This is a genomic window from Ensifer sp. WSM1721 (assembly GCF_000513895.2).
In the GTDB taxonomy this organism is placed as follows: Bacteria; Pseudomonadota; Alphaproteobacteria; order Rhizobiales; family Rhizobiaceae; genus Sinorhizobium.
On record NZ_CP165782.1, the window covers coordinates 2,010,821 to 2,027,539 of the forward strand.

Annotated in this window: 20 protein-coding genes and 1 other RNA gene; 8 read left to right on the forward strand and 13 right to left on the reverse strand. The window is 62.0% G+C overall.

Features of this window, described 5'->3' with window-relative positions:
* Window positions 1-8 precede the first annotated feature (8 nt).
* The 3 genes from M728_RS09930 (at window position 9) to M728_RS09940 (ending at window position 4,313) form a co-directional block, all read left to right on the forward strand.
* Window positions 9-2,144, forward strand: coding sequence for a hypothetical protein (locus tag M728_RS09930; RefSeq protein WP_051440951.1), 2,136 nt, complete (start codon window positions 9-11; stop codon window positions 2,142-2,144).
* 48 nt (window positions 2,145-2,192) lie between these two features.
* The gene (locus M728_RS09935; RefSeq protein ID WP_026621671.1) at window positions 2,193-3,737 is read left to right on the forward strand and encodes an MBL fold metallo-hydrolase; all 1,545 of its coding nucleotides are present in this window, start codon (window positions 2,193-2,195) and stop codon (window positions 3,735-3,737) included.
* Between the two features lie 144 nt (window positions 3,738-3,881).
* Window positions 3,882-4,313: a hypothetical protein gene (locus M728_RS09940; protein ID WP_026621670.1), complete on the forward strand. Its 432-nt coding sequence runs from the start codon at window positions 3,882-3,884 to the stop codon at window positions 4,311-4,313.
* Between the two features lie 7 nt (window positions 4,314-4,320).
* Here the strand turns inward: M728_RS09940 and miaA are convergent, their stop codons facing one another.
* Window positions 4,321-5,232, reverse strand: a complete 912-nt coding sequence (gene miaA / locus M728_RS09945; RefSeq protein ID WP_026621669.1) for a tRNA (adenosine(37)-N6)-dimethylallyltransferase MiaA — start codon at window positions 5,230-5,232, stop codon at window positions 4,321-4,323.
* On the opposite strand from miaA, the gene serB reads away from it, so the two are divergent.
* The 3 genes from serB (at window position 5,231) to M728_RS09960 (ending at window position 7,403) form a co-directional block, all read left to right on the forward strand.
* Window positions 5,231-6,118 carry a phosphoserine phosphatase SerB gene (serB, locus tag M728_RS09950; protein WP_026621668.1) on the forward strand — a complete coding sequence of 296 codons (888 nt, stop codon included), beginning with the start codon at window positions 5,231-5,233 and terminating at the stop codon, window positions 6,116-6,118. The two genes, miaA and serB, sit on opposite strands and share 2 nt — an antisense overlap.
* Window positions 6,115-6,681, forward strand: a complete 567-nt coding sequence (locus M728_RS09955) for a GNAT family N-acetyltransferase (protein WP_026621667.1) — start codon at window positions 6,115-6,117, stop codon at window positions 6,679-6,681. The genes serB and M728_RS09955 overlap by 4 nt, the downstream gene beginning before the upstream one ends.
* An 89-nt stretch (window positions 6,682-6,770) precedes the next feature.
* On the forward strand, window positions 6,771-7,403 hold the full coding sequence (locus tag M728_RS09960) for an alpha/beta hydrolase (protein ID WP_026621666.1): 633 nt from the start codon (window positions 6,771-6,773) through the stop codon (window positions 7,401-7,403).
* A 32-nt stretch (window positions 7,404-7,435) separates the two neighbouring features.
* Here the strand turns inward: M728_RS09960 and M728_RS09965 are convergent, their stop codons facing one another.
* From M728_RS09965 to M728_RS10015, 11 genes are all read right to left on the reverse strand, one after another.
* Window positions 7,436-8,938, reverse strand: a complete 1,503-nt coding sequence (locus M728_RS09965) for a Do family serine endopeptidase (protein ID WP_026621665.1) — start codon at window positions 8,936-8,938, stop codon at window positions 7,436-7,438.
* Window positions 8,939-9,170: 232 nt separating this feature from the next.
* Entirely contained in the window at window positions 9,171-9,557 is a 387-nt protein-coding gene (locus M728_RS09970; protein WP_026621664.1) for an ACT domain-containing protein, read from the reverse strand.
* 6 nt (window positions 9,558-9,563) lie between these two features.
* A complete protein-coding gene (locus tag M728_RS09975; protein ID WP_026617725.1) occupies window positions 9,564-9,749 on the reverse strand; it encodes a DUF2065 domain-containing protein in 186 nt (61 codons plus the stop codon).
* Window positions 9,750-9,756: 7 nt separating this feature from the next.
* On the reverse strand, window positions 9,757-10,689 hold the full coding sequence (gene hflC, locus M728_RS09980; RefSeq protein WP_026621663.1) for a protease modulator HflC: 933 nt from the start codon (window positions 10,687-10,689) through the stop codon (window positions 9,757-9,759).
* Window positions 10,686-11,771 carry an FtsH protease activity modulator HflK gene (gene hflK, locus M728_RS09985; RefSeq protein WP_026621662.1) on the reverse strand — a complete coding sequence of 362 codons (1,086 nt, stop codon included), beginning with the start codon at window positions 11,769-11,771 and terminating at the stop codon, window positions 10,686-10,688. Before hflK ends, hflC begins: the two co-directional genes overlap by 4 nt.
* Before the next feature lie 200 nt (window positions 11,772-11,971).
* On the reverse strand, window positions 11,972-12,511 hold the full coding sequence (locus tag M728_RS09990) for a dihydrofolate reductase (RefSeq protein ID WP_026621661.1): 540 nt from the start codon (window positions 12,509-12,511) through the stop codon (window positions 11,972-11,974).
* A complete protein-coding gene (locus M728_RS09995; protein WP_026621660.1) occupies window positions 12,504-13,109 on the reverse strand; it encodes a glutathione S-transferase family protein in 606 nt (201 codons plus the stop codon). Before M728_RS09995 ends, M728_RS09990 begins: the two co-directional genes overlap by 8 nt.
* 147 nt (window positions 13,110-13,256) lie before the next feature.
* Window positions 13,257-14,051: a thymidylate synthase gene (locus tag M728_RS10000; protein ID WP_026621659.1), complete on the reverse strand. Its 795-nt coding sequence runs from the start codon at window positions 14,049-14,051 to the stop codon at window positions 13,257-13,259.
* Between the two features lie 215 nt (window positions 14,052-14,266).
* Window positions 14,267-14,485 carry a hypothetical protein gene (locus M728_RS10005; protein WP_026621658.1) on the reverse strand — a complete coding sequence of 73 codons (219 nt, stop codon included), beginning with the start codon at window positions 14,483-14,485 and terminating at the stop codon, window positions 14,267-14,269.
* 42 nt (window positions 14,486-14,527) lie between these two features.
* A complete protein-coding gene (locus M728_RS10010) occupies window positions 14,528-14,773 on the reverse strand; it encodes a hypothetical protein (protein ID WP_026621657.1) in 246 nt (81 codons plus the stop codon).
* An 11-nt stretch (window positions 14,774-14,784) separates the two neighbouring features.
* Complete coding sequence (locus M728_RS10015) at window positions 14,785-14,991, reverse strand: hypothetical protein (protein WP_026621656.1); 207 nt, start codon at window positions 14,989-14,991, stop codon at window positions 14,785-14,787.
* A gap of 226 nt (window positions 14,992-15,217) precedes the next feature.
* On the opposite strand from M728_RS10015, the gene M728_RS10020 reads away from it, so the two are divergent.
* A complete protein-coding gene (locus tag M728_RS10020; RefSeq protein WP_026621655.1) occupies window positions 15,218-15,664 on the forward strand; it encodes a DUF2267 domain-containing protein in 447 nt (148 codons plus the stop codon).
* A gap of 201 nt (window positions 15,665-15,865) precedes the next feature.
* On the opposite strand, the gene M728_RS10025 is transcribed toward M728_RS10020, so the two are convergent.
* Window positions 15,866-16,174 (reverse strand): DUF2853 family protein, encoded by a 309-nt coding sequence (locus tag M728_RS10025; RefSeq protein ID WP_026621654.1) that lies wholly within the window; start codon window positions 16,172-16,174, stop codon window positions 15,866-15,868.
* 154 nt (window positions 16,175-16,328) lie between these two features.
* Here M728_RS10025 and ssrA point away from each other — a divergent pair.
* Window positions 16,329-16,688, forward strand: a transfer-messenger RNA (tmRNA) gene (gene ssrA / locus M728_RS10030).
* Window positions 16,689-16,719: the final 31 nt, after the last annotated feature.

The following is a 16,719-nucleotide window of genomic DNA, read 5'->3' on the forward strand; positions in this document are numbered from 1 at the left end:
GGAACTTCATGTCCGTTATGTCGACAATGCCTCCGCGCAAGCTCAGGATTTTCGCGTTCGACCCGAGCATGGGGCGCCGCCACGAGACGCTGCCGCTGAACGAGGTGACCGTCGCCATCCCCTGGGAGATGGACAAGATCGATCCCGGCGTCCCCTTTGTCGGCCCCGTCGGCGAATATGTGGAAGTGATCGACTTCGACCCTTCGCTCGACCTCGTCTATGCGCCGGTCAATCTGCACGATCCCGCACTCCTTGCCGAAAACGGCCTGAAGCCGGCTGAATGGAACCCGCAGTTTCACCAGCAAATGACCTATGCGGTCGCGATGAACACGATCGTCAACTTCGAGAGTGCCCTCGGCCGGGTCGCCCTCTGGGCGGCGCGCGACCATGACGAGAAGGGCAAGTGGATCAATCCGGAATATGTGCAGCGGCTGCGCATCTATCCGCACGGCCTACGCGATGCGAATGCCTATTACAGTCCAGCGAAGAAGGCCCTGCTCTTCGGCTATTTCCAGGCCGGCGAGGGTCAATCCGGCGCGCCCGCCGGGACGATCGTCTTCACCTGTCTCTCGCACGACATCATCGCCCATGAGACGTCGCACGCGCTTCTCGACGGCATGCACCCGCGTTTCATCGAGGCGACCAATCTCGATGTGCTGGCGCTGCACGAGGCCTTCGCGGATATTGTGGCGATCTTCCAGCATTTCTCCTTTCCGGAGGTGCTGAAGGACCAGATCGCGCGTACGCGCGGCGATCTCGAAAGCCAAAACCTGCTAGGCCAGCTCGCCCAGGAATTTGGCCAGGTGCTCGGCCGTGGCGCTGCGCTGCGCGATGCGCTCGGCGGTGTGAAGGATGGCGTCTGGCGCGCCCACGCGCCCGATCCGAAGGTGCTCCGCCGGACGGAGGAAGTGCATGCCCGCGGCGCCATTCTGGTCGCCGCCGTCTTCCGGGCGTTCTTGTCGATCTACCGGTCCCGTATCGCCGATCTCCTGCGCATCGCCTCCAGCGGCACGGGCATCCTGCCCGAGGGCGAGCTGCATCCAGACCTCGTCAACCGGCTGGCGCAGGAGGCGGCGAAGTCGGCCCGGCATATCCTGCAGATGTGCATCCGCGCGCTCGACTACTGCCCGCCCGTCGATGTCACCTTCGGCGACTATCTGCGCGCCATCATTACCGCCGATCACGATCTTTATCCGGAGGATGAGCACAACTACCGTGTGGCCCTTATGGAGGCCTTCCTTGCCTGGGGCATCGTGCCCCGCGACCTGCCGATCGTCTCGGTCGAGACCCTTCTCTGGCCGACCATGCCCGAGGCTGCCGCCGACTATGAGGCGAGCGTCCCGGATATCGCGGGACTCAAGAGCGACGTCGGCTACCTCCTCTCGCGCCCGCTGGACATGATCGACGAACTTAAGACGCGCAGCGATTTCCGCGGGAGCGAGGGCCAGCGGTTCCTGGAAGGCCTCGACAAGACTGCGCAGGAAATCTTCGAGGAGATGAACCGGGCGATGGGCGACCGGCTGCCGGAAAAGGCGCGCCGGCCGAGAGCATCCGTCCGGGAAATTCTTGCCCGCAACCTTCTCGAACTTGGGCTGGAGGCGGATCGCCGGGTCGAATGGCTGGCGCGTGATCTTTACGGCCGCCTCTTCTGGGGCCTCGTCACCGAGGCCAAGAGCGCGCCGCTGCGCCAGGTGATCGGCATCCGGACCGACGCCAAAGCGCCGGCAACCGTTCGGCGCAGCAGGATTGTCGACGCGCCCGCCATCGAGGTGCACAGCGTTCGGATGGCCGCGCGCCGCGGCAAGCGCGATCAGTTCGAGCGCGAATACGTGGTCGAGCTGACGCAAACCCGGGAAGCCTATCTGGATCCGAAGGATCAGGAGGCCGCGGACAAGGGCAAGGCACCAAAACGCCCCCATGATTTCTATTTTCGCCGCGGTTGCACCCTGCTCATCGATGCCGACACGTTCGAGATCCGGCGCGTGATCCGCACTCCCGGCGACATTTGCGACGACGCGGAACTGGAGCGGATGCGGGCATATCTGAGAAAGCAGGCAGCAGGTCGCGAGAACGCCTTTGCGACAAGCGGCGTCAGACCGGTCCGGCCCGAGGTCTTCGCTCACCTCCACAGACGCCAGGGCTAAGGCATCTTGCCGAAAAGTGGTTGCTCGAATCGAGTCGAGGAGAAGGAAATGCCGAGAATGCAGGCACCCGAGTCCGGCATCACCGTGCGCATGTATCGACAGGGACACGGCGACTGCTTCCTGCTCGCGACGCGCAAGGCGGACGGCTCGGCCTTCCATATGCTGATCGATTGCGGCCTGTGGACGAATTCCGAGATCAAGCCGGAACAGACGATCGACAAGGTGATCGCAGACATTGCGGAGGCGACGGCCAACCGTCTCGACGTCGTGCTCGTGACGCATGAGCACATGGACCACGTCAACGGTTTCGCGAAGAAGGATCCCGAGACGGGAAAGCCGTGCTTCGACGCGATCGAGATCGGCGAACTCTGGCTTGCCTGGACGGAGGACGGCGAGGACGACCTCGCCAACGCCGTGCGCGCGCATTTCCACGACACGCTGCTGGCGCTGATGGGCGCAGACGAGCGGCTCGATCGCGCCGGGCTTGCTGCGCAATCGCCACAGCGCGCCATGCTGCGCGACCTCCTCTCCTTTGAGACCGGCGAGGATGCCGCCGACGAACTTCGCGAGCGGCTGGAGAAGATCCGCAAGCGCCATCCGGCGCTTTCGGCCCGCGAGCAGGCCGAACTCGCAATTGAGGGGATCACCAACAAGCGCGCGATCAAATATCTGCGCGACAGGATCGAAGGCGAGCCGCTTTTCCTGCGGCCCAATCGGGAACCCCACAGCCTCAAGGGCGTCGACGGCGTTCGTGTCTATGCGCTTGGCCCCCCGCGCGATCTCGAGCTGCTGCTTTCACTGGAGCCGCGGGGCGAGGAAGCCTTCGAGCTCTCGGCGGACAGCCTCACGCTCAGCCTCCTGGCGGCGACGATGGTCGGCGAACCGGAAGATGCTCCGCGCAGCTTCGATCCGCGCTTCGGCATGTCGCGCCGCGATGTCGAGAAAGGCCATGATCCCTTCATGAAAACATTCTTCACAAGCCGCTACGGCGCGAAGGGAAAACGCGGCTTCGCGCAGGCCTGGCGGCAGGTCGACAATGAATGGCTGGCAGGCTCCGAGTCGCTGGCGCTGCGGTTGAACAACGAGGTGAACAATACCAGTCTGGTCATCGCGATCGAACTTCCGCTGACCGGCAAGGTGCTGCTCTTCACCGGCGACGCCCAACGCGGCAACTGGATATCCTGGGCGCCGCTGAACTGGACCGTCGGCGGCAGAACGGTCACCGCGCGGGAGCTTCTCGGCCGTACAGTCTTCTACAAGGCCGGTCATCACGGCAGCCACAACGCAACACTCGACGGCAGCGTCGATGCGGACTACCCCAATATCTCCTGGCTAGGACAAGGTGTCTTTAAGAACGATTTCGTCGCCGTGATTCCCGCCAACGCTGGCTGGGCAACACAGGAAAAGAACTGGGAGCACCCACGCCGCTCTATTGAGACGAGACTGAAGCAAAAAGCGCGCGGCCGCGTCTTCCGCAGCGACATCGATCACGTGGACAGGCCCGAGGACGTCAGCGACGCCGAATGGGAAAAGTTCAATCGCGTGGAGCGCGATCTCTTCTTCGAATACACGATTCCGGATGCGCTCGCGTGACATGAGCACTCCCCCTTCGACCTATCGGGCGATCGGAGCAGATTGGAAGCTCATACAGCACCAGCAGACGCCGGCCCCTTGATCCTGCGGAACCGGCGACCGCGGCAGGCGTTTTGATCCGGGGTCGAAATCGGGAAGACAACCATGGAAGAAACACTCCGGCGCTTTTTCGAGCGCTACGAAAGCATGGCCAATCGGGTGCTCGCCGGCGAAATGGACGTCGGCGCGACGGCCTTCGCCTTCGCCTCGGATTTCATAGCCGCCTCCCCGGCCGGGGTGATGACCGGCAAGAACGACGAGAACCTGAAAGCATCGATGGAAAGCGGCTATGCCCGCTACCGCGCAATCGGCACCAAAGAACTGAGGATCCGCAAGACGAGCATCACGCCGATCGACGCACTCCATTTCCTCGTCCGCGTCGATTGGCGCTCCATCTACGATGTGAAGGACCGTCCGGACGTCAGCATCGATTTCGAAGTTCACTACCTCGTCCAGATGCGCGACGGCGAGCCGAAGATCTTCGGCTGGATCAGCGGCGACGAGGAGGCCGTGCTGAAGGAGCATGGCATCAGTTGAGCGTTCGCTACATCAGTTCGTTCGGGTTCTCGATCCGCTGCCAGCTTTCGTCGAGCTGATTGCGGAACCAGGTCATCTGGCGCTTCGCATATTGGCGCGTCGCCGCGGCCCCGGTCACGATCACATCCGCCTCGCTCATCTCGCCCCTCAGCATCGCGGCGATCTGCTGGACGCCGATCGCTTTCATCACCGGCACGTCCGGAGAGAGCTTGAGCGCAAGGAGCGCGCGCACCTCCTCCACTGCGCCGCTTGCAAGCATCGCCTCGAAGCGGCGGTCGATGCGGCTATGGAGAAGCTTTCGATCCGGCAGCACGACGATCTTCTGAGCCCGGTCAGGATCGACGATCATCGGGCCTCGGGCTTTCTGAAAGAGCCGGATGGGCTTGCCCGTCGCTTCGATCACTTCCAGCGCCCGCACGATCCGTTGTCCGTCGCTCGGCCGCAGTTGGGCGGCCGTTTCCGGATCGCGGACTGCAAGTTCGGCATGAAGCGGCTCGGGCCCCATCTCTTTCAGCCGCTCGCGCAGCCGCGCGCGGATTGGCGCGGGTATATCCGGCATGTCCGAAAGGCCGCCCGTCAGCGCCTTGAAATAGAGACCGGTGCCGCCGACGAAGACGGGCAACCGTCCCTCGCCGCGCAATCTCATGACCAGCGCCTCCGCCTCGCGCAACCAGGCGCCGGTCGAATAGGGCTGCCCCGCCGGCACATGGCCGTAGAGGAAGTGCTCGATGCCCTCCATGTCCGCCTCGTCCGGGCGTGCGGTCAAGACCCTCAGCGTGTCGTAGACCTGCATGCTGTCGGCGTTGATCACCGCGCCGCCGTGCCGCCGGGCGAGCTTCACCGCAAGCGCGGACTTGCCGCTGGCGGTCGGCCCGGTTATCAGGATCGCGTCCATATCTCGTTCAAGGTCTCGCATCATGGCTCTCGTTGCCACGCTTATCGCCAATCCGTCAAATCCTGTTCTGACGCCGTCCTTGGCGGAGGCGGCGGCTGAGGCGGTGAAAGCTTCCGGCCTCTATTGGCTTGCCGACGGCATTGCCTGCGACATCGCGCTGGTGGACGGTACCGATGCCGGCGAAGCCGAAGCGAAGCTGCGGACGGCTGTAAACGGTGCGGCCATCGACGTCGCCGTGCAGGATGCCGAGACGCGCCGCAAGAAGTTTCTGATCGCCGACATGGATTCGACCATGATCGGTCAGGAATGCATCGACGAACTCGCCGCCGAGGTTGGCCTCAAGGAAAAGGTGGCCGCGATCACCGCGCGCGCCATGAACGGCGAGATCGCCTTTGAGCCGGCGCTCATCGAACGCGTAGCGCTCCTGAAGGGCTTGCCCACCACGGTCATCAGCGACGTCATCGCGAGGCGCATCACGCTCACGGCCGGCGGCCGCGAACTGATCGCCACCATGAGGGCGAAGGGCTATTACACCGCCCTCGTCTCCGGCGGCTTCACCGTCTTCACCGGCCCCATCGCCGAGAAGCTCGGCTTCGACGAGAATCGCGCCAATGTGCTCATCGAAAACGACGGGACGTTGACCGGGGAAGTCGCCCATCCGATCCTCGGCAAGCAGGCCAAGATCGATGCGCTGCTTGATATCTCCAAAAGGCTTGGCATCTCGACTGCCGAGGTAATCGCCGTCGGCGACGGGGCCAATGACCTCGGCATGCTGCAGCTTGCGGGCAGCGGCGTCGCTCTGCACGCCAAACCCATTGTCGCGGAACAGGCCAAGGTCCGCATCGATCATGGTGACCTTACTGCCCTCCTCTACCTGCAGGGCTATCGCAAAACGGATTTCGTGACGTGATCATCTGCGAAACGGAGCGGCTCAGAATTCGCGCTTGGCGCGAGAGCGATCGCGATCTCTTCGCCGAGATCAACAGCGATCCGAAGGTCATGGAATTCTTCCCGCACCGCCGCAGCCGTGCGGAGGCCGATACACTGTTCGACCGCAACAACCGCGACATTCGCGAGACCGGTTTCGGTTTCTTCGCGCTCGCGCTTCGCGAGAGCGACGCGCCCCTTGGCTTTTGCGGATTGGCACGCACCGACCTCGAGCCGCATCTGCCGGATGGCACGATCGAGATCGGGTGGCGCCTGGCGGTGCCTTATTGGGGCGAGGGCTACGTGACCGAGGCGGCGCTCGCCCTTCTCGAGCACGGCTTCGCTCAAAGGAAACTTCCCGAGATCGTCTCCTTCGCCGTCCCGGCAAACACCCGATCCATCGCCGTCATGAAGCGCATCGGCATGCGCCCGGACCCCGCCCGCGACTTCGATCACCCGCGCGTGCCGGACACGCATCCGCACCTGAAACGGCACGCGGTCTACGTGATTGCGGCCGAAGATTGGAAGCGCCACGCCGACCGGTGACGTGCGCTCTCCGGCGCGCAGGCTGAAGACTCCGCGAGAGCGCGAGAACGTGTTTAGTTAATAGGCGTACACGAGAATCGGACGGCGCCATGCTGCATTTGGAAGGCTTTGACTTCGACCTTACAGCAAAGGATTCCGGCGAGCCCCCGGTCGTCCTACTTCACGGTAGCGGCGGAAGGGAAACGGATTGGACGAATTTCGCGCAACATATCGCTCCCCATTCCACCTGCTTTTCTGTTCGTGGCCCGATCGCATGGGAACAAGGTTTCACTTTCTTTCGACGCAATCCCGATCGCAGCCTAAACCATGCCGAAATGGCAACCGGCAGTGAAAGGCTTTGCGTTTTCTTGGATGGGATATCGAGAAGGTATGACTTCGCCCAGCCTCCGATCCTCGCGGGCTACTCGAACGGCGCGATCATAGCCGCCGCCGTCGTTTGCCGTCGAAGCGAGTTCACGTCCGGCGCAATTCTGCTGCGACCGCAATCGCCCGATCCGCAGACACCATTTCCCAATCTCGAGCACTATCCCGTACTCATCCTGGCAGGTGCAAATGATGAACGGCGGAAGAAGGGCGACGCGCAGGTGCTCGTCGACCAGTTCAGGGTCGCCCAGGCCGACGTGAGCTACCATGAGCTGAATGCCGCACACGGATGGGAGCAAACAGGCTTGGACCGGTCCCTTTCGAGGGAATGGTTCACAGAACGGTTTCGCCGCCTCTGACGCATATGAGACGCGACCGAGTTCGCCCTCGCCTACTCCATCCGCACCGTCACGAAGCGCAGCTCGCCGGTCTTGCTGGCGATCATCAGGAGGGCGTTGCGGCGTCCGTCGGCCTTCAGTTCCTCGACACGCGCAGTGATGTCCTCCGGCGTTGTCATCGCCTCCTGGCCGACTTCGACGATGACGTCGCCGGCCTCGAGCCGACGTTCGGCAGCGGGCGAGTTGGGCTGGACTTCGGTGACGACGACGCCTTTGACCGCCTCTGCAATGCCGAAGCTCTTGCGGCGGTCGGCGTCGAGGACCGCGAGTTTCATGCCGAGCACGGTATCGCTCGCGGGTAATTGTGCGGCCGGCGGTTCGCCCGGCTTGGCGCCTTCGCCGTTCGGCTGCTCGGTCTGCCTGGCAGCAAGGTGCTCGCCATCCTCGAGCCGGCCGAGCGTCACGCGAACCGTCTGCTCCGTGCCGTCGCGGATGATGACGACATCAACCGCCTTGCCCACCGGACTTTCGCCGACGGCGCGCATGAGATCACGAATCTCCGCGACATCCATTCCGTCGAAGCGGATGATGACGTCGCCCGGCTTGATCTCGCCTTTCGTGATCGGCCCGCCTTCGATGATACCGGAAACCAGGGCGCCGCGCGGCATCTCCATCTTGAGGCTCTCGGCGATATCGTCCGTAACCGGCTGGATGCGTACGCCGAGCCAGCCGCGCCGCGTTTCGCCGAATTCCTTGAGCTGATTGACGACGTTGACGGCGAGCTCCGTCGGCACGGCAAAGCCGATGCCGACCGACATGCCGGTCTGCGAAAGGATCGCCGTATTGATGCCGATGACCTCGCCTTTCATGTTGAACAGCGGTCCACCCGAGTTGCCGCGGTTGATCGCGGCATCCGTCTGGATGAAGCTGTCATAAGGGCCGGCATTGATGTTGCGGCCGCGGGCCGAAACGACGCCGACGGAAACGGAGACGCCGAGGCCGAAGGGGTTGCCGACGACCATCACCCAGTCGCCGATCCTGATCCTGCGCGAATCGCCGAAGGAAACTGCCTTGAGCGGCTTCTTCGGCTCGACCTTCAGGACGGCGAGATCGGTCTTCGTATCGGTACCGACAAGCTTTGCTTTGAGCTTCGTGCCGTCGGAGAAGTTGATCTCGATGTCGTCCGCGTCCTGGATGACGTGGTTGTTCGTAACGATGTAGCCGGTCGGATCGATCACGAAACCGGAGCCGAGCGAATTGACCGTGCGAGGACGACCACCCTCGCCCTGCCCTCTGAAGAATTCGTCGAAGAATTCCTGATGCGGCGAGCCCTCCGGCACCTGCGGCATCGGTGCATTGTCGTCGTCGCTCTTGACGTTCTGTGAGATCGATATGTTGACCACAGCATCGAGGAGACCTTCCGCGAGTTCGGCGACGGACGGTGGACCGGCCGGCGGCAACGATGTCGCTGTCTCCGCAAGTGCGGTGTTGGAGAAGAGCAGTGCCATCGCGGCACCCAGCACGATGCCGCGGAAGATTTCGGGTCGTTTTGACAAGTCGCTAGGCTCCTATCATTTCCTTTGCATCACGCCGGCTATGGCAGCCAAGGATTATCGCACGATCATTGCTTCGCCGCAGCGAAATATCCGGCGTTCGGCCGGTTCCTATAAAGGAACACTGCGGCAGCGGCGGCCCGTGCAACAGACGACTTTCCCTTGAAGATACGGCGGAATTCCGAAGCGTCCAGACACGATTTCCTGATCGGCTGAGACGCTGCCGCCGCAGCATTCAAGGGGTGATTTCGTGTCCGTGCTCCTTCAGCGCCTGCACCGCCTTTTCAAGATCGAAGCCGGCGACGAAGACATAATCGGTGCTGAAGGTTGAATTGGCAAAGACACCGACCCCCGCCTCCGAAAGCGGCCGCAGCACCGACGAGAGGACGCCCGGAACGTCGAAGCTGAAATGCTGCTCGATACGCAAGCAGCGCCAGCCGAGAGAACTCTGCACGCTTGAGGGGACGCGGGCGGCGCGACAAACGAGCGTCATCTCCTCGCGGGAACTCGACACCGTCCAGAACCCCGGCCCGGGCAGCCACTCCGGAATAGCGGACCCGATGTTCAGGCGGGTAATCGCATATTCGGCATCGACCAACCGGATCAGCAGTTTATGTGGCATTTCGCATTATCCTCGAAGCAACCAAACTAGTCCGACGCCAACGGCCACCGATGTCAATCCGGCCATTCGGAGCTGATGCTCAGGGACATACGGCAAACGTTTCGCCAATTCTACAAGAACCAAAGGGGCCAGTGCGTACACCAGCCCCTCGATGATCAGGAAAAATGCAAACCCGGTCAGGAAATCGGACATCGTCCGCTCAATCTCCGGTGGCAGGCGCCGTTGGCGCGGCTGGCGGCGCCGGTGGCGTCGCCCCATCTGCGCTGTTGAAATAACGGAAGAATTCCGAATGCGGCGACAACACCACGGTTGTGTCCGGATTGCCGATCGACTGCGCATAGGCTGCCATTGAGCGGTAGAATTCGAAGAAGCCGGGATCGCGTGTGAAGGCGTCCGCAAAAATCCCCGTCCGTTCAGCCTCGCCCTCGCCTCGAAGGATTTCCGAATCGCGCTGGGCTTCAGCGACGATCTCCACCACCTGGCGATCGGCGATGGCGCGCCGGCGTTGGCCCTCTTCATTGCCGCGTGCACGGATCAGTTCGGCTTCGGCGAGACGCTCGGCCTTCATCCGGTCGAAGGTCTGCTGCGAGACTTCCTGGGTCAGATCGGTGCGACGGATGCGCACGTCCTCGATATTCAGGCCGAGCGACTCCGCGTCCGCCCTGAGGTCGGTCCGCACCTCGCGCATCATCGAAGCGCGTTCATCCGAAAGAGCCGCTTCGAAGCCGCGGAGGCCGTAGACGCGGCGAAGCGAAGCATCAAGACGCGTGCGAAGGCGCGCTTCGGCTGACTCGCGATCGCCCGAAACCGTTTCGCGGAAGCGGCGGGCGTCTGCGATCCGGTAGACCACGAAGGCGTCGACCTCGTAGAACTTTCCGCCGGAAACCTGCACGCGGATATTGTCGAGATCGAAGCGGAGCGCCTGGTCCTCGACATATTGCACGCGGTCGGCGTCCATGAAGGCGAAGGGAAGCTTGAAATAAAGGCCCGGCTCGTTCTTCACGGCGCGGATCTCGCCGAAGCGCACGACGATCGCCTGCTGGCGCTCGGTGACCACGAATACCGACGAATAGATTATGACGAGAGCCGCCGCCAGGACGATCAGGATGATTGAACTGCGATTGTTGATCATTGGGTACCTCCCGACTGCGCGGGCCTGCCGATTTCATTGAGCGGCAGATAGGGCAGCACTCCCTGGCCGTTCTTCTCGTCGATAATGACCTTCTTCGACTTGCCTAGAACATCCTGCATCGTTTCGAGATAAAGTCGCCGGCGCGTGACCTCGGGGGCCAGGGCATAGGCGTCGTAAACCGAGATGAAACGCTGCGCCTCACCCTGGGCTTCCTTGACGACGCGGTCCTTGTAGGCGGCCGCCTCTTCACGGATCTGCGCACCTTGGCCGCGCGCCTTGCCGAGCACCTGGTTCGCGTACTGGTTGGCTTCCTCTACGAAGCGGTCCTCGTCCTGTTCGGCGCGCTGCACCTCATCGAACGCATCGGCGACTTCGCGCGGCGGCGCGGCATCCTCGATGGCAACCGTGTTGACCGAGATGCCGGCGCCATAACTATCCATCGTCGCCTGAATCGTGTTCTTCACGTCCGCGGCGATCGCCTGGCGATTGTCACGGAAGATATCCTGCGCCGGGCGCCGGCCGACGACCTCGCGCATGGCGCTTTCGGCAACCTGCTGCAGCGTGTCGGCGGGATTCTCAACGTTGAAGAGATAGGCCTTCGGGTCGGTGACGGAGAAGAGAACCGAGAACTGAACGTTGACGATGTTCTGGTCGCCGGACAGCATCAGCCCGGCGTTGGACTGGCCGCCGACGCGACCGCCGATATTCTGCTGCTGCTCAGTCACCTTGACGAACTCGACGGTCTCGAACGGCCAGAAGTGGTAGTGGAGACCGGGCATGGAGATCTCTTCCTTCGGCTTGCCGAAGCGCATCTCGACGCCGCGTTCATCGGGCTGAACTGTGTAGATCGAATTGAGCAGGATGAAACCGAGGATCAGCAGGCCGACGATGACGAATACGCCGCCGTTGAAGCCTCCCGGCACTACGTTCTTCAACTGATCCTGGCCGCGCCGGATGATCTCTTCGAGATCCGGCGGACCACCTCTTCCGCCGCGCGGCCGATTGGGCCCCTGGCCCCATGGCCCCTGATTGCCGCCGCCGCCCCATGGGCCGCCGCCGCCATTCTGATTGCTCCAGGGCATCAAAACCTCACTTCAAAGGAACTCTCTCGCTGAACGCCCCGCAAGCATTGCGGCCGGTCACGATGTGAAACCCGTTATAGGTATCATCCTCATTGCTTTCAACGCGATACGGCCGAGTTCACGGTAAATGCGTTAAAATAGTTGGCGCCCATGCCCTGTCGGTAGGCGACAGACGGATAAGAGCTGAAATGACCAGCCTTTCAGCGGCCCGGTCGGTCTTTGCGCCGCCAGGTCACGAAATGCATCGCATGGCTGTCCTTCTCGCCACGCGGCAGGTCCTCCTCCAGCACCTTTTCGAAGACGGCCAGATCGATGGCCGGAAAGCGGGTGTCGCCTTCCACATCCGCCTGCACTTCAGTGACGTGGAGTACATCGGCCATGCCGATCGACTGACGGTAGATTTCGCCGCCGCCGATGATGCAGATCTCGTCTGCCGCGATTGCTGCCGCATGCCGCCGCGCGATCTCGAGCGCCGCCTCGAGCGAGGGCGCGACGTCGGCGCCTTCGGCGATGAAGTCGGGGTTGCGGCTGATGACGATGTTCGGCCGGCCGGGCAGTGGCCGGCCGAGAGAAGCCCAGGTTTTCCGCCCCATAATGACCGGTTTGCCGATCGTCAGCGCCTTAAAGCGCTTGAGATCGGTCGAAAGCCGCCACGGCAGGTCGCCTTCGCGGCCAATCACGCCGTTGGTCGCAACCGCGACCACGATGACGAGCTTCGGTCCGGTCCTCGTTTCAGTCATGGAAGCCGCTCGGTTTGCTGTCGATTTCCCGCGCCCGCGCGAGCGCGGGCCGGTCGGTCACGACCCGAATGTAGCGGTCGATGACCTCGCTTTCCGGCAGTATCTTGCGCATCCATTGCAGCGCGCTCGCGAGCAAAAGATCAGCCCCGCTCATCTTTTCGCCGATGAGATAGGGCTGGCGCGTCAGCACATCGATGACATGCGCGCACATTTCGGTATAGAGCCTCGCCAGCGCTGGGTTGTTGACCGTGACGCCGGAAATATGGGCAAGCGCCGTCGGTTCGATCACGCCCGCGTAATAGGCAAGCCAGGAAAGATAGGCGCCGCGCTCGGGATGACCAGGCGGCCGCCCGAGACTGCAGTCCGGAAAGAGATCCGTGAGATACTGCACGACAGCGGCCGATTCCCAGATCAGCGTTCCATCATGCAGAAGCGCCGGTACCTGCTTGTGGGGATGCGGATTGTTCTCGTCCGGTCCGCCGGATCCGTCCCAGCGGCGGATATCGACGTAGCGGATTTCGTATTCGGCGCCGAGTTCCTCGAGCAGCCAGATAATTCGCGACGAGCGCGACAAGGGCGCATGGATCAACGTCAGCATCAAAACCTCCCGTCATCCCGGCTACAGCCGGTTATCCGAAGCATGGCTCCTCCGAACGGGCCACGCTCCGCTTCTTGATTGCAAAACATATGGGCTGCCTTTGACAAATCCACTCGAGGCCGGATTTCGCAACGATCCGGCTCGCGATCAAACCGCGACGGGCGCCTTGATATGTGAATCGGCTTCATAGCCGACGAGCTGAAAGTCCTCGAATTTAAAGGAAAATATATCCTTGACCGCCGGATCGATCTCCATTCTCGGCAGCGCCTTCGGCGTTCTCTCGAGTTGCAGCCGCGCCTGCTCGAAGTGGTTGTGATAGATATGTGCGTCACCGAGCGTGTGGACGAAATCGCCGGCTTTGAGCCCGGTCACCTGCGCCACCATCATCGTCAGCAAGGCATAGGAAGCGATGTTGAACGGTACGCCGAGGAAGATGTCCGCGGAACGCTGATAGAGCTGGCAGGAGAGCTTGCCGTCCGCCACATAGAATTGGAAAAGGCAGTGGCAGGGCGGCAGCGCCATTTCGTCGACAAGCACCGGATTCCACGCGGAAACGATATGACGGCGGGAGTTCGGGTTGGTTTTCAAGCCCTCGATAAGCGCGGCGATCTGGTCGATATGGCCACCGTCGGGCGTCGGCCAGGATCGCCACTGATAGCCGTAGACGGGCCCGAGTTCGCCCCTTTCGTCCGCCCATTCGTCCCAGATACTGACACCATTCTCCTTGAGATAGGCGATATTCGTATCGCCTTTCAGAAACCACAGCAGTTCGTGGATGATCGACCGCAGATGCAGCTTCTTGGTGGTCAGCACCGGGAAGCCCTTCGAAAGGTCGAAACGCATCTGATAGCCGAAGACGGAGCGTGTGCCGGTGCCGGTGCGGTCGCCGCGGTCGGTTCCAGTTGTCATCACATGTTCGAGGAGATCGAGATATTGCCGCATGCTTGTTCGCCGCCGATTCGTTTGTCCGCTCAAAAATAGGACGAACCGACGCGCGAACCAATGGTCCGGATGCGTTTTCCTGCGGATTGATGCCTAGTTGATGAGCGCCCGCAGCCGCCAATGACTGCGCACCTCACAGGCGCTGCGGGATACAGGCCCGAATCCACAGGCGTTCCTGTGCAGCACCTCGGCGGCTGCGGTATTGCCGGCGACGATCACTTCGAAGGACGCCGGTTGGCGGCGTGGTCCTGATATTGCTCGTTTCTCACCGCCCTTTCATCCAGGCCGCGCGCATCGGAATGCTGCGCTTTGTCCCTGTTGGAAAGGACGTCGTTTTCGCCCAAAACGCCCTGCTTCACTTCCGTCTGGGCGCCGCTTCCAGAACCCTTGCCCTTGTCCGGTTTCCCGACGTTCTTGCGACTGGCGTGAGCCATGGTCCGTCTCCTTCGGCTATTTCATTTGGCTGGATGGGACGTTCAGTTTTCAGCACCCTTGTGGTGCCTGCTTTCCTGATTTTTGCCGCGCGGCATGCCGCGATCGTCATCGCGCTCGCGCGCGTCGCTCTGCTCGGTGTCGAGGCTACGACCCTTGCGCTGGGCCTTCCGCAATGCCTCGGAACGATGCAGGTCCGCCTCGGCATTGAAATCCTTGTCCGCATTCGACGTATCCTCGCGACCTTGGATTATGCGCCGCTGCTGCTCTTGCGTCTTTCTGCCGACCATTGCCTTTGCTCCTATTTGTTCGTCCGACCCCGCTGGCGCGGGTTCGCGCCGCCCTGAGCGGTTACGTCGTTCGCAACGTCACCTTCGATGGTGTTGCCGCGTTTCAGGAGTTCGTAATCGGACGGTCCTTTGATGCCTTTGCTACGGCCGATCCCGGGGTCCTGTTTCAGGTCCTTGTCACTGGGATGCCGTGTCTTCGGATGCTTTGATGAGGTCATCGAGCTTCCTCCTGCGCTTTTGAATTGCTGGCGCCCCCGCTTGACGGTCAGTCGTCGCTCTCCCGGTTAACCGCACCCAGCCGCGAATGTTCCGTAATGGGTCCGATTGCTGCAGGCGGTGACGAGAGACGCGCTTGTTCGACGGAAGGGAAACAATCTCGGCAGACGATTGTTAGGCCTTATTGAATCAGATCGAACGTTCCAGCAAAACACCAGGGAGGTGACCATGAGCGCGACAGGTCTCGACGTCTTCGACAAAACTCTGCAAACGACCAATATCTGGCTCGGCGAAATCATGGAGCATCACGGGCCCGACCGAAAAGTGGCGTGGCACATTCTGAATGTCGTGCTGCGGGCGTTGCGGGACAGGCTCCCCCCGGAAGTCGCCGCCCATCTCGGCGCGGAACTACCCCTGCTCGTTCGAGGCGCCTATTACGATCAATACCGCCCCAACCATCAGCCGGATAAGGCAACCCGCTCACTCGACGAGTTTCTCGCCACGATCGCGGACGGACTGAAGAATACGCGGCCGGTCAACCCGACCGAGGCGGCGAAAGCAGTCTTCCGGGTGCTGGCGCGGCACGTCGACCTTGGCCAGACGAAAAAAGTACGCGACACCTTACCGAAAGAAATCCGGGCTCTTTGGCCCGACAGCGTTGGCGCAGGTGGATAGAGAGAGGCCGTGAAGCTGACTTCGCATGCCCGGAGAAGAGATGGGAGCGGCCGAGGCTCCCTTCAACGGCGGCAGCAGGCACCGGGCTCCCTCGCCAAGCATCCGACACTCACGTCTCTTCGCATGTTTCTTCGGGAAACTGTGAAGCTTATCCCGGCCGGCGCCCGGCGCCAGCCGGAACATAACTGATCGCGCCCTCGATCAAAGCGCCTGAAGCTTGCCGAGATGCTTGGCGACCAGATAGTAGAAGGTCACGCGCGACTTCGAGCGGTCATCCGCCATCGCCTTGGCGGCCGCCGCAATCGCCGCATCCGCCTCGGCCCCATCTACGCCGAGCTTCTTCTCGCACCATTTTTCCTTGACGCGCTCGAGTTCCTTGGGATCCGACGCGGAAACGAGGGCGGAATCCTTGTTGCGAAGGGCTATGCCAAGATGGCGCACGATTTTGTTGACAACTGCTTCGTCGGCGGCGCTGTCGTATTTCTGCACGTCTGCGAGATAATCGCTCATGATGCCTCCACTTTGCACTTGCTCCGAAAAGCTGCCGCCCTTCCTCGCGAATTGCGTGCAGCAGCCGAAGTCTTTCACGCTTCTCTTGCATGTCAAGGCGTTTTGAGGCGGACCGCCTCAGCCTGACACATATCCGTCACTTTCTCTGTCGATGGCCCTTTTCTTGGGCACCGGAAGCACCTATATGACGGATGCCGCTTTCGGGCGGCTATGGCGATAAACGGGCGATGCAATAAACCCATTGGACCCGGGGGCGGTACCCGGCGCCTCCACCAAAAACCGGCCTTCGAGCGGCCGGCTTTTGATGGGGGCGAAATAGGATCGACAAGGGTGTAAAGATCGACCTTTTGCTCGGCATTGTACCACCGTTATCGGGCTAAACTAATAGTTGCAAACGACAACTATGCTGAAGCACGCCTCGCTGCCTAACGGCGGTGCGGCACTTCAAATCAAGTCCTTCCGGGTAGCACCGTAAGGCGGGGTCCGAAGGCACCTGGCAACAGAAGCCTTCACCTTCTCCCCTGTCGTGAAATGGTCTATAGATG

Bases quoted from the DNA above. Each gene is read 5' to 3' on its own strand.
- M728_RS09930 (WP_051440951.1), top strand. From the start codon at position 9: ATGTCCGTTATGTCGACAATGCCTCCGCGCAAGCTCAGGATTTTCGCG.
- M728_RS09935 (WP_026621671.1), top strand. From the start codon at position 2,193: ATGCCGAGAATGCAGGCACCCGAGTCCGGCATCACCGTGCGCATGTAT.
- M728_RS09940 (WP_026621670.1), top strand. From the start codon at position 3,882: ATGGAAGAAACACTCCGGCGCTTTTTCGAGCGCTACGAAAGCATGGCC.
- serB (WP_026621668.1), top strand. From the start codon at position 5,231: ATGGCTCTCGTTGCCACGCTTATCGCCAATCCGTCAAATCCTGTTCTG.
- miaA (WP_026621669.1), bottom strand. From the start codon at position 5,232: ATGATGCGAGACCTTGAACGAGATATGGACGCGATCCTGATAACCGGG.
- M728_RS09960 (WP_026621666.1), top strand. From the start codon at position 6,771: ATGCTGCATTTGGAAGGCTTTGACTTCGACCTTACAGCAAAGGATTCC.
- M728_RS09970 (WP_026621664.1), bottom strand. From the start codon at position 9,557: ATGCCACATAAACTGCTGATCCGGTTGGTCGATGCCGAATATGCGATT.
- M728_RS09975 (WP_026617725.1), bottom strand. From the start codon at position 9,749: ATGTCCGATTTCCTGACCGGGTTTGCATTTTTCCTGATCATCGAGGGG.
- hflC (WP_026621663.1), bottom strand. From the start codon at position 10,689: ATGATCAACAATCGCAGTTCAATCATCCTGATCGTCCTGGCGGCGGCT.
- hflK (WP_026621662.1), bottom strand. From the start codon at position 11,771: ATGCCCTGGAGCAATCAGAATGGCGGCGGCGGCCCATGGGGCGGCGGC.
- M728_RS09990 (WP_026621661.1), bottom strand. From the start codon at position 12,511: ATGACTGAAACGAGGACCGGACCGAAGCTCGTCATCGTGGTCGCGGTT.
- M728_RS09995 (WP_026621660.1), bottom strand. From the start codon at position 13,109: ATGCTGACGTTGATCCATGCGCCCTTGTCGCGCTCGTCGCGAATTATC.
- M728_RS10000 (WP_026621659.1), bottom strand. From the start codon at position 14,051: ATGCGGCAATATCTCGATCTCCTCGAACATGTGATGACAACTGGAACC.
- M728_RS10005 (WP_026621658.1), bottom strand. From the start codon at position 14,485: ATGGCTCACGCCAGTCGCAAGAACGTCGGGAAACCGGACAAGGGCAAG.
- M728_RS10010 (WP_026621657.1), bottom strand. From the start codon at position 14,773: ATGGTCGGCAGAAAGACGCAAGAGCAGCAGCGGCGCATAATCCAAGGT.
- M728_RS10015 (WP_026621656.1), bottom strand. From the start codon at position 14,991: ATGACCTCATCAAAGCATCCGAAGACACGGCATCCCAGTGACAAGGAC.
- M728_RS10020 (WP_026621655.1), top strand. From the start codon at position 15,218: ATGAGCGCGACAGGTCTCGACGTCTTCGACAAAACTCTGCAAACGACC.
- M728_RS10025 (WP_026621654.1), bottom strand. From the start codon at position 16,174: ATGAGCGATTATCTCGCAGACGTGCAGAAATACGACAGCGCCGCCGAC.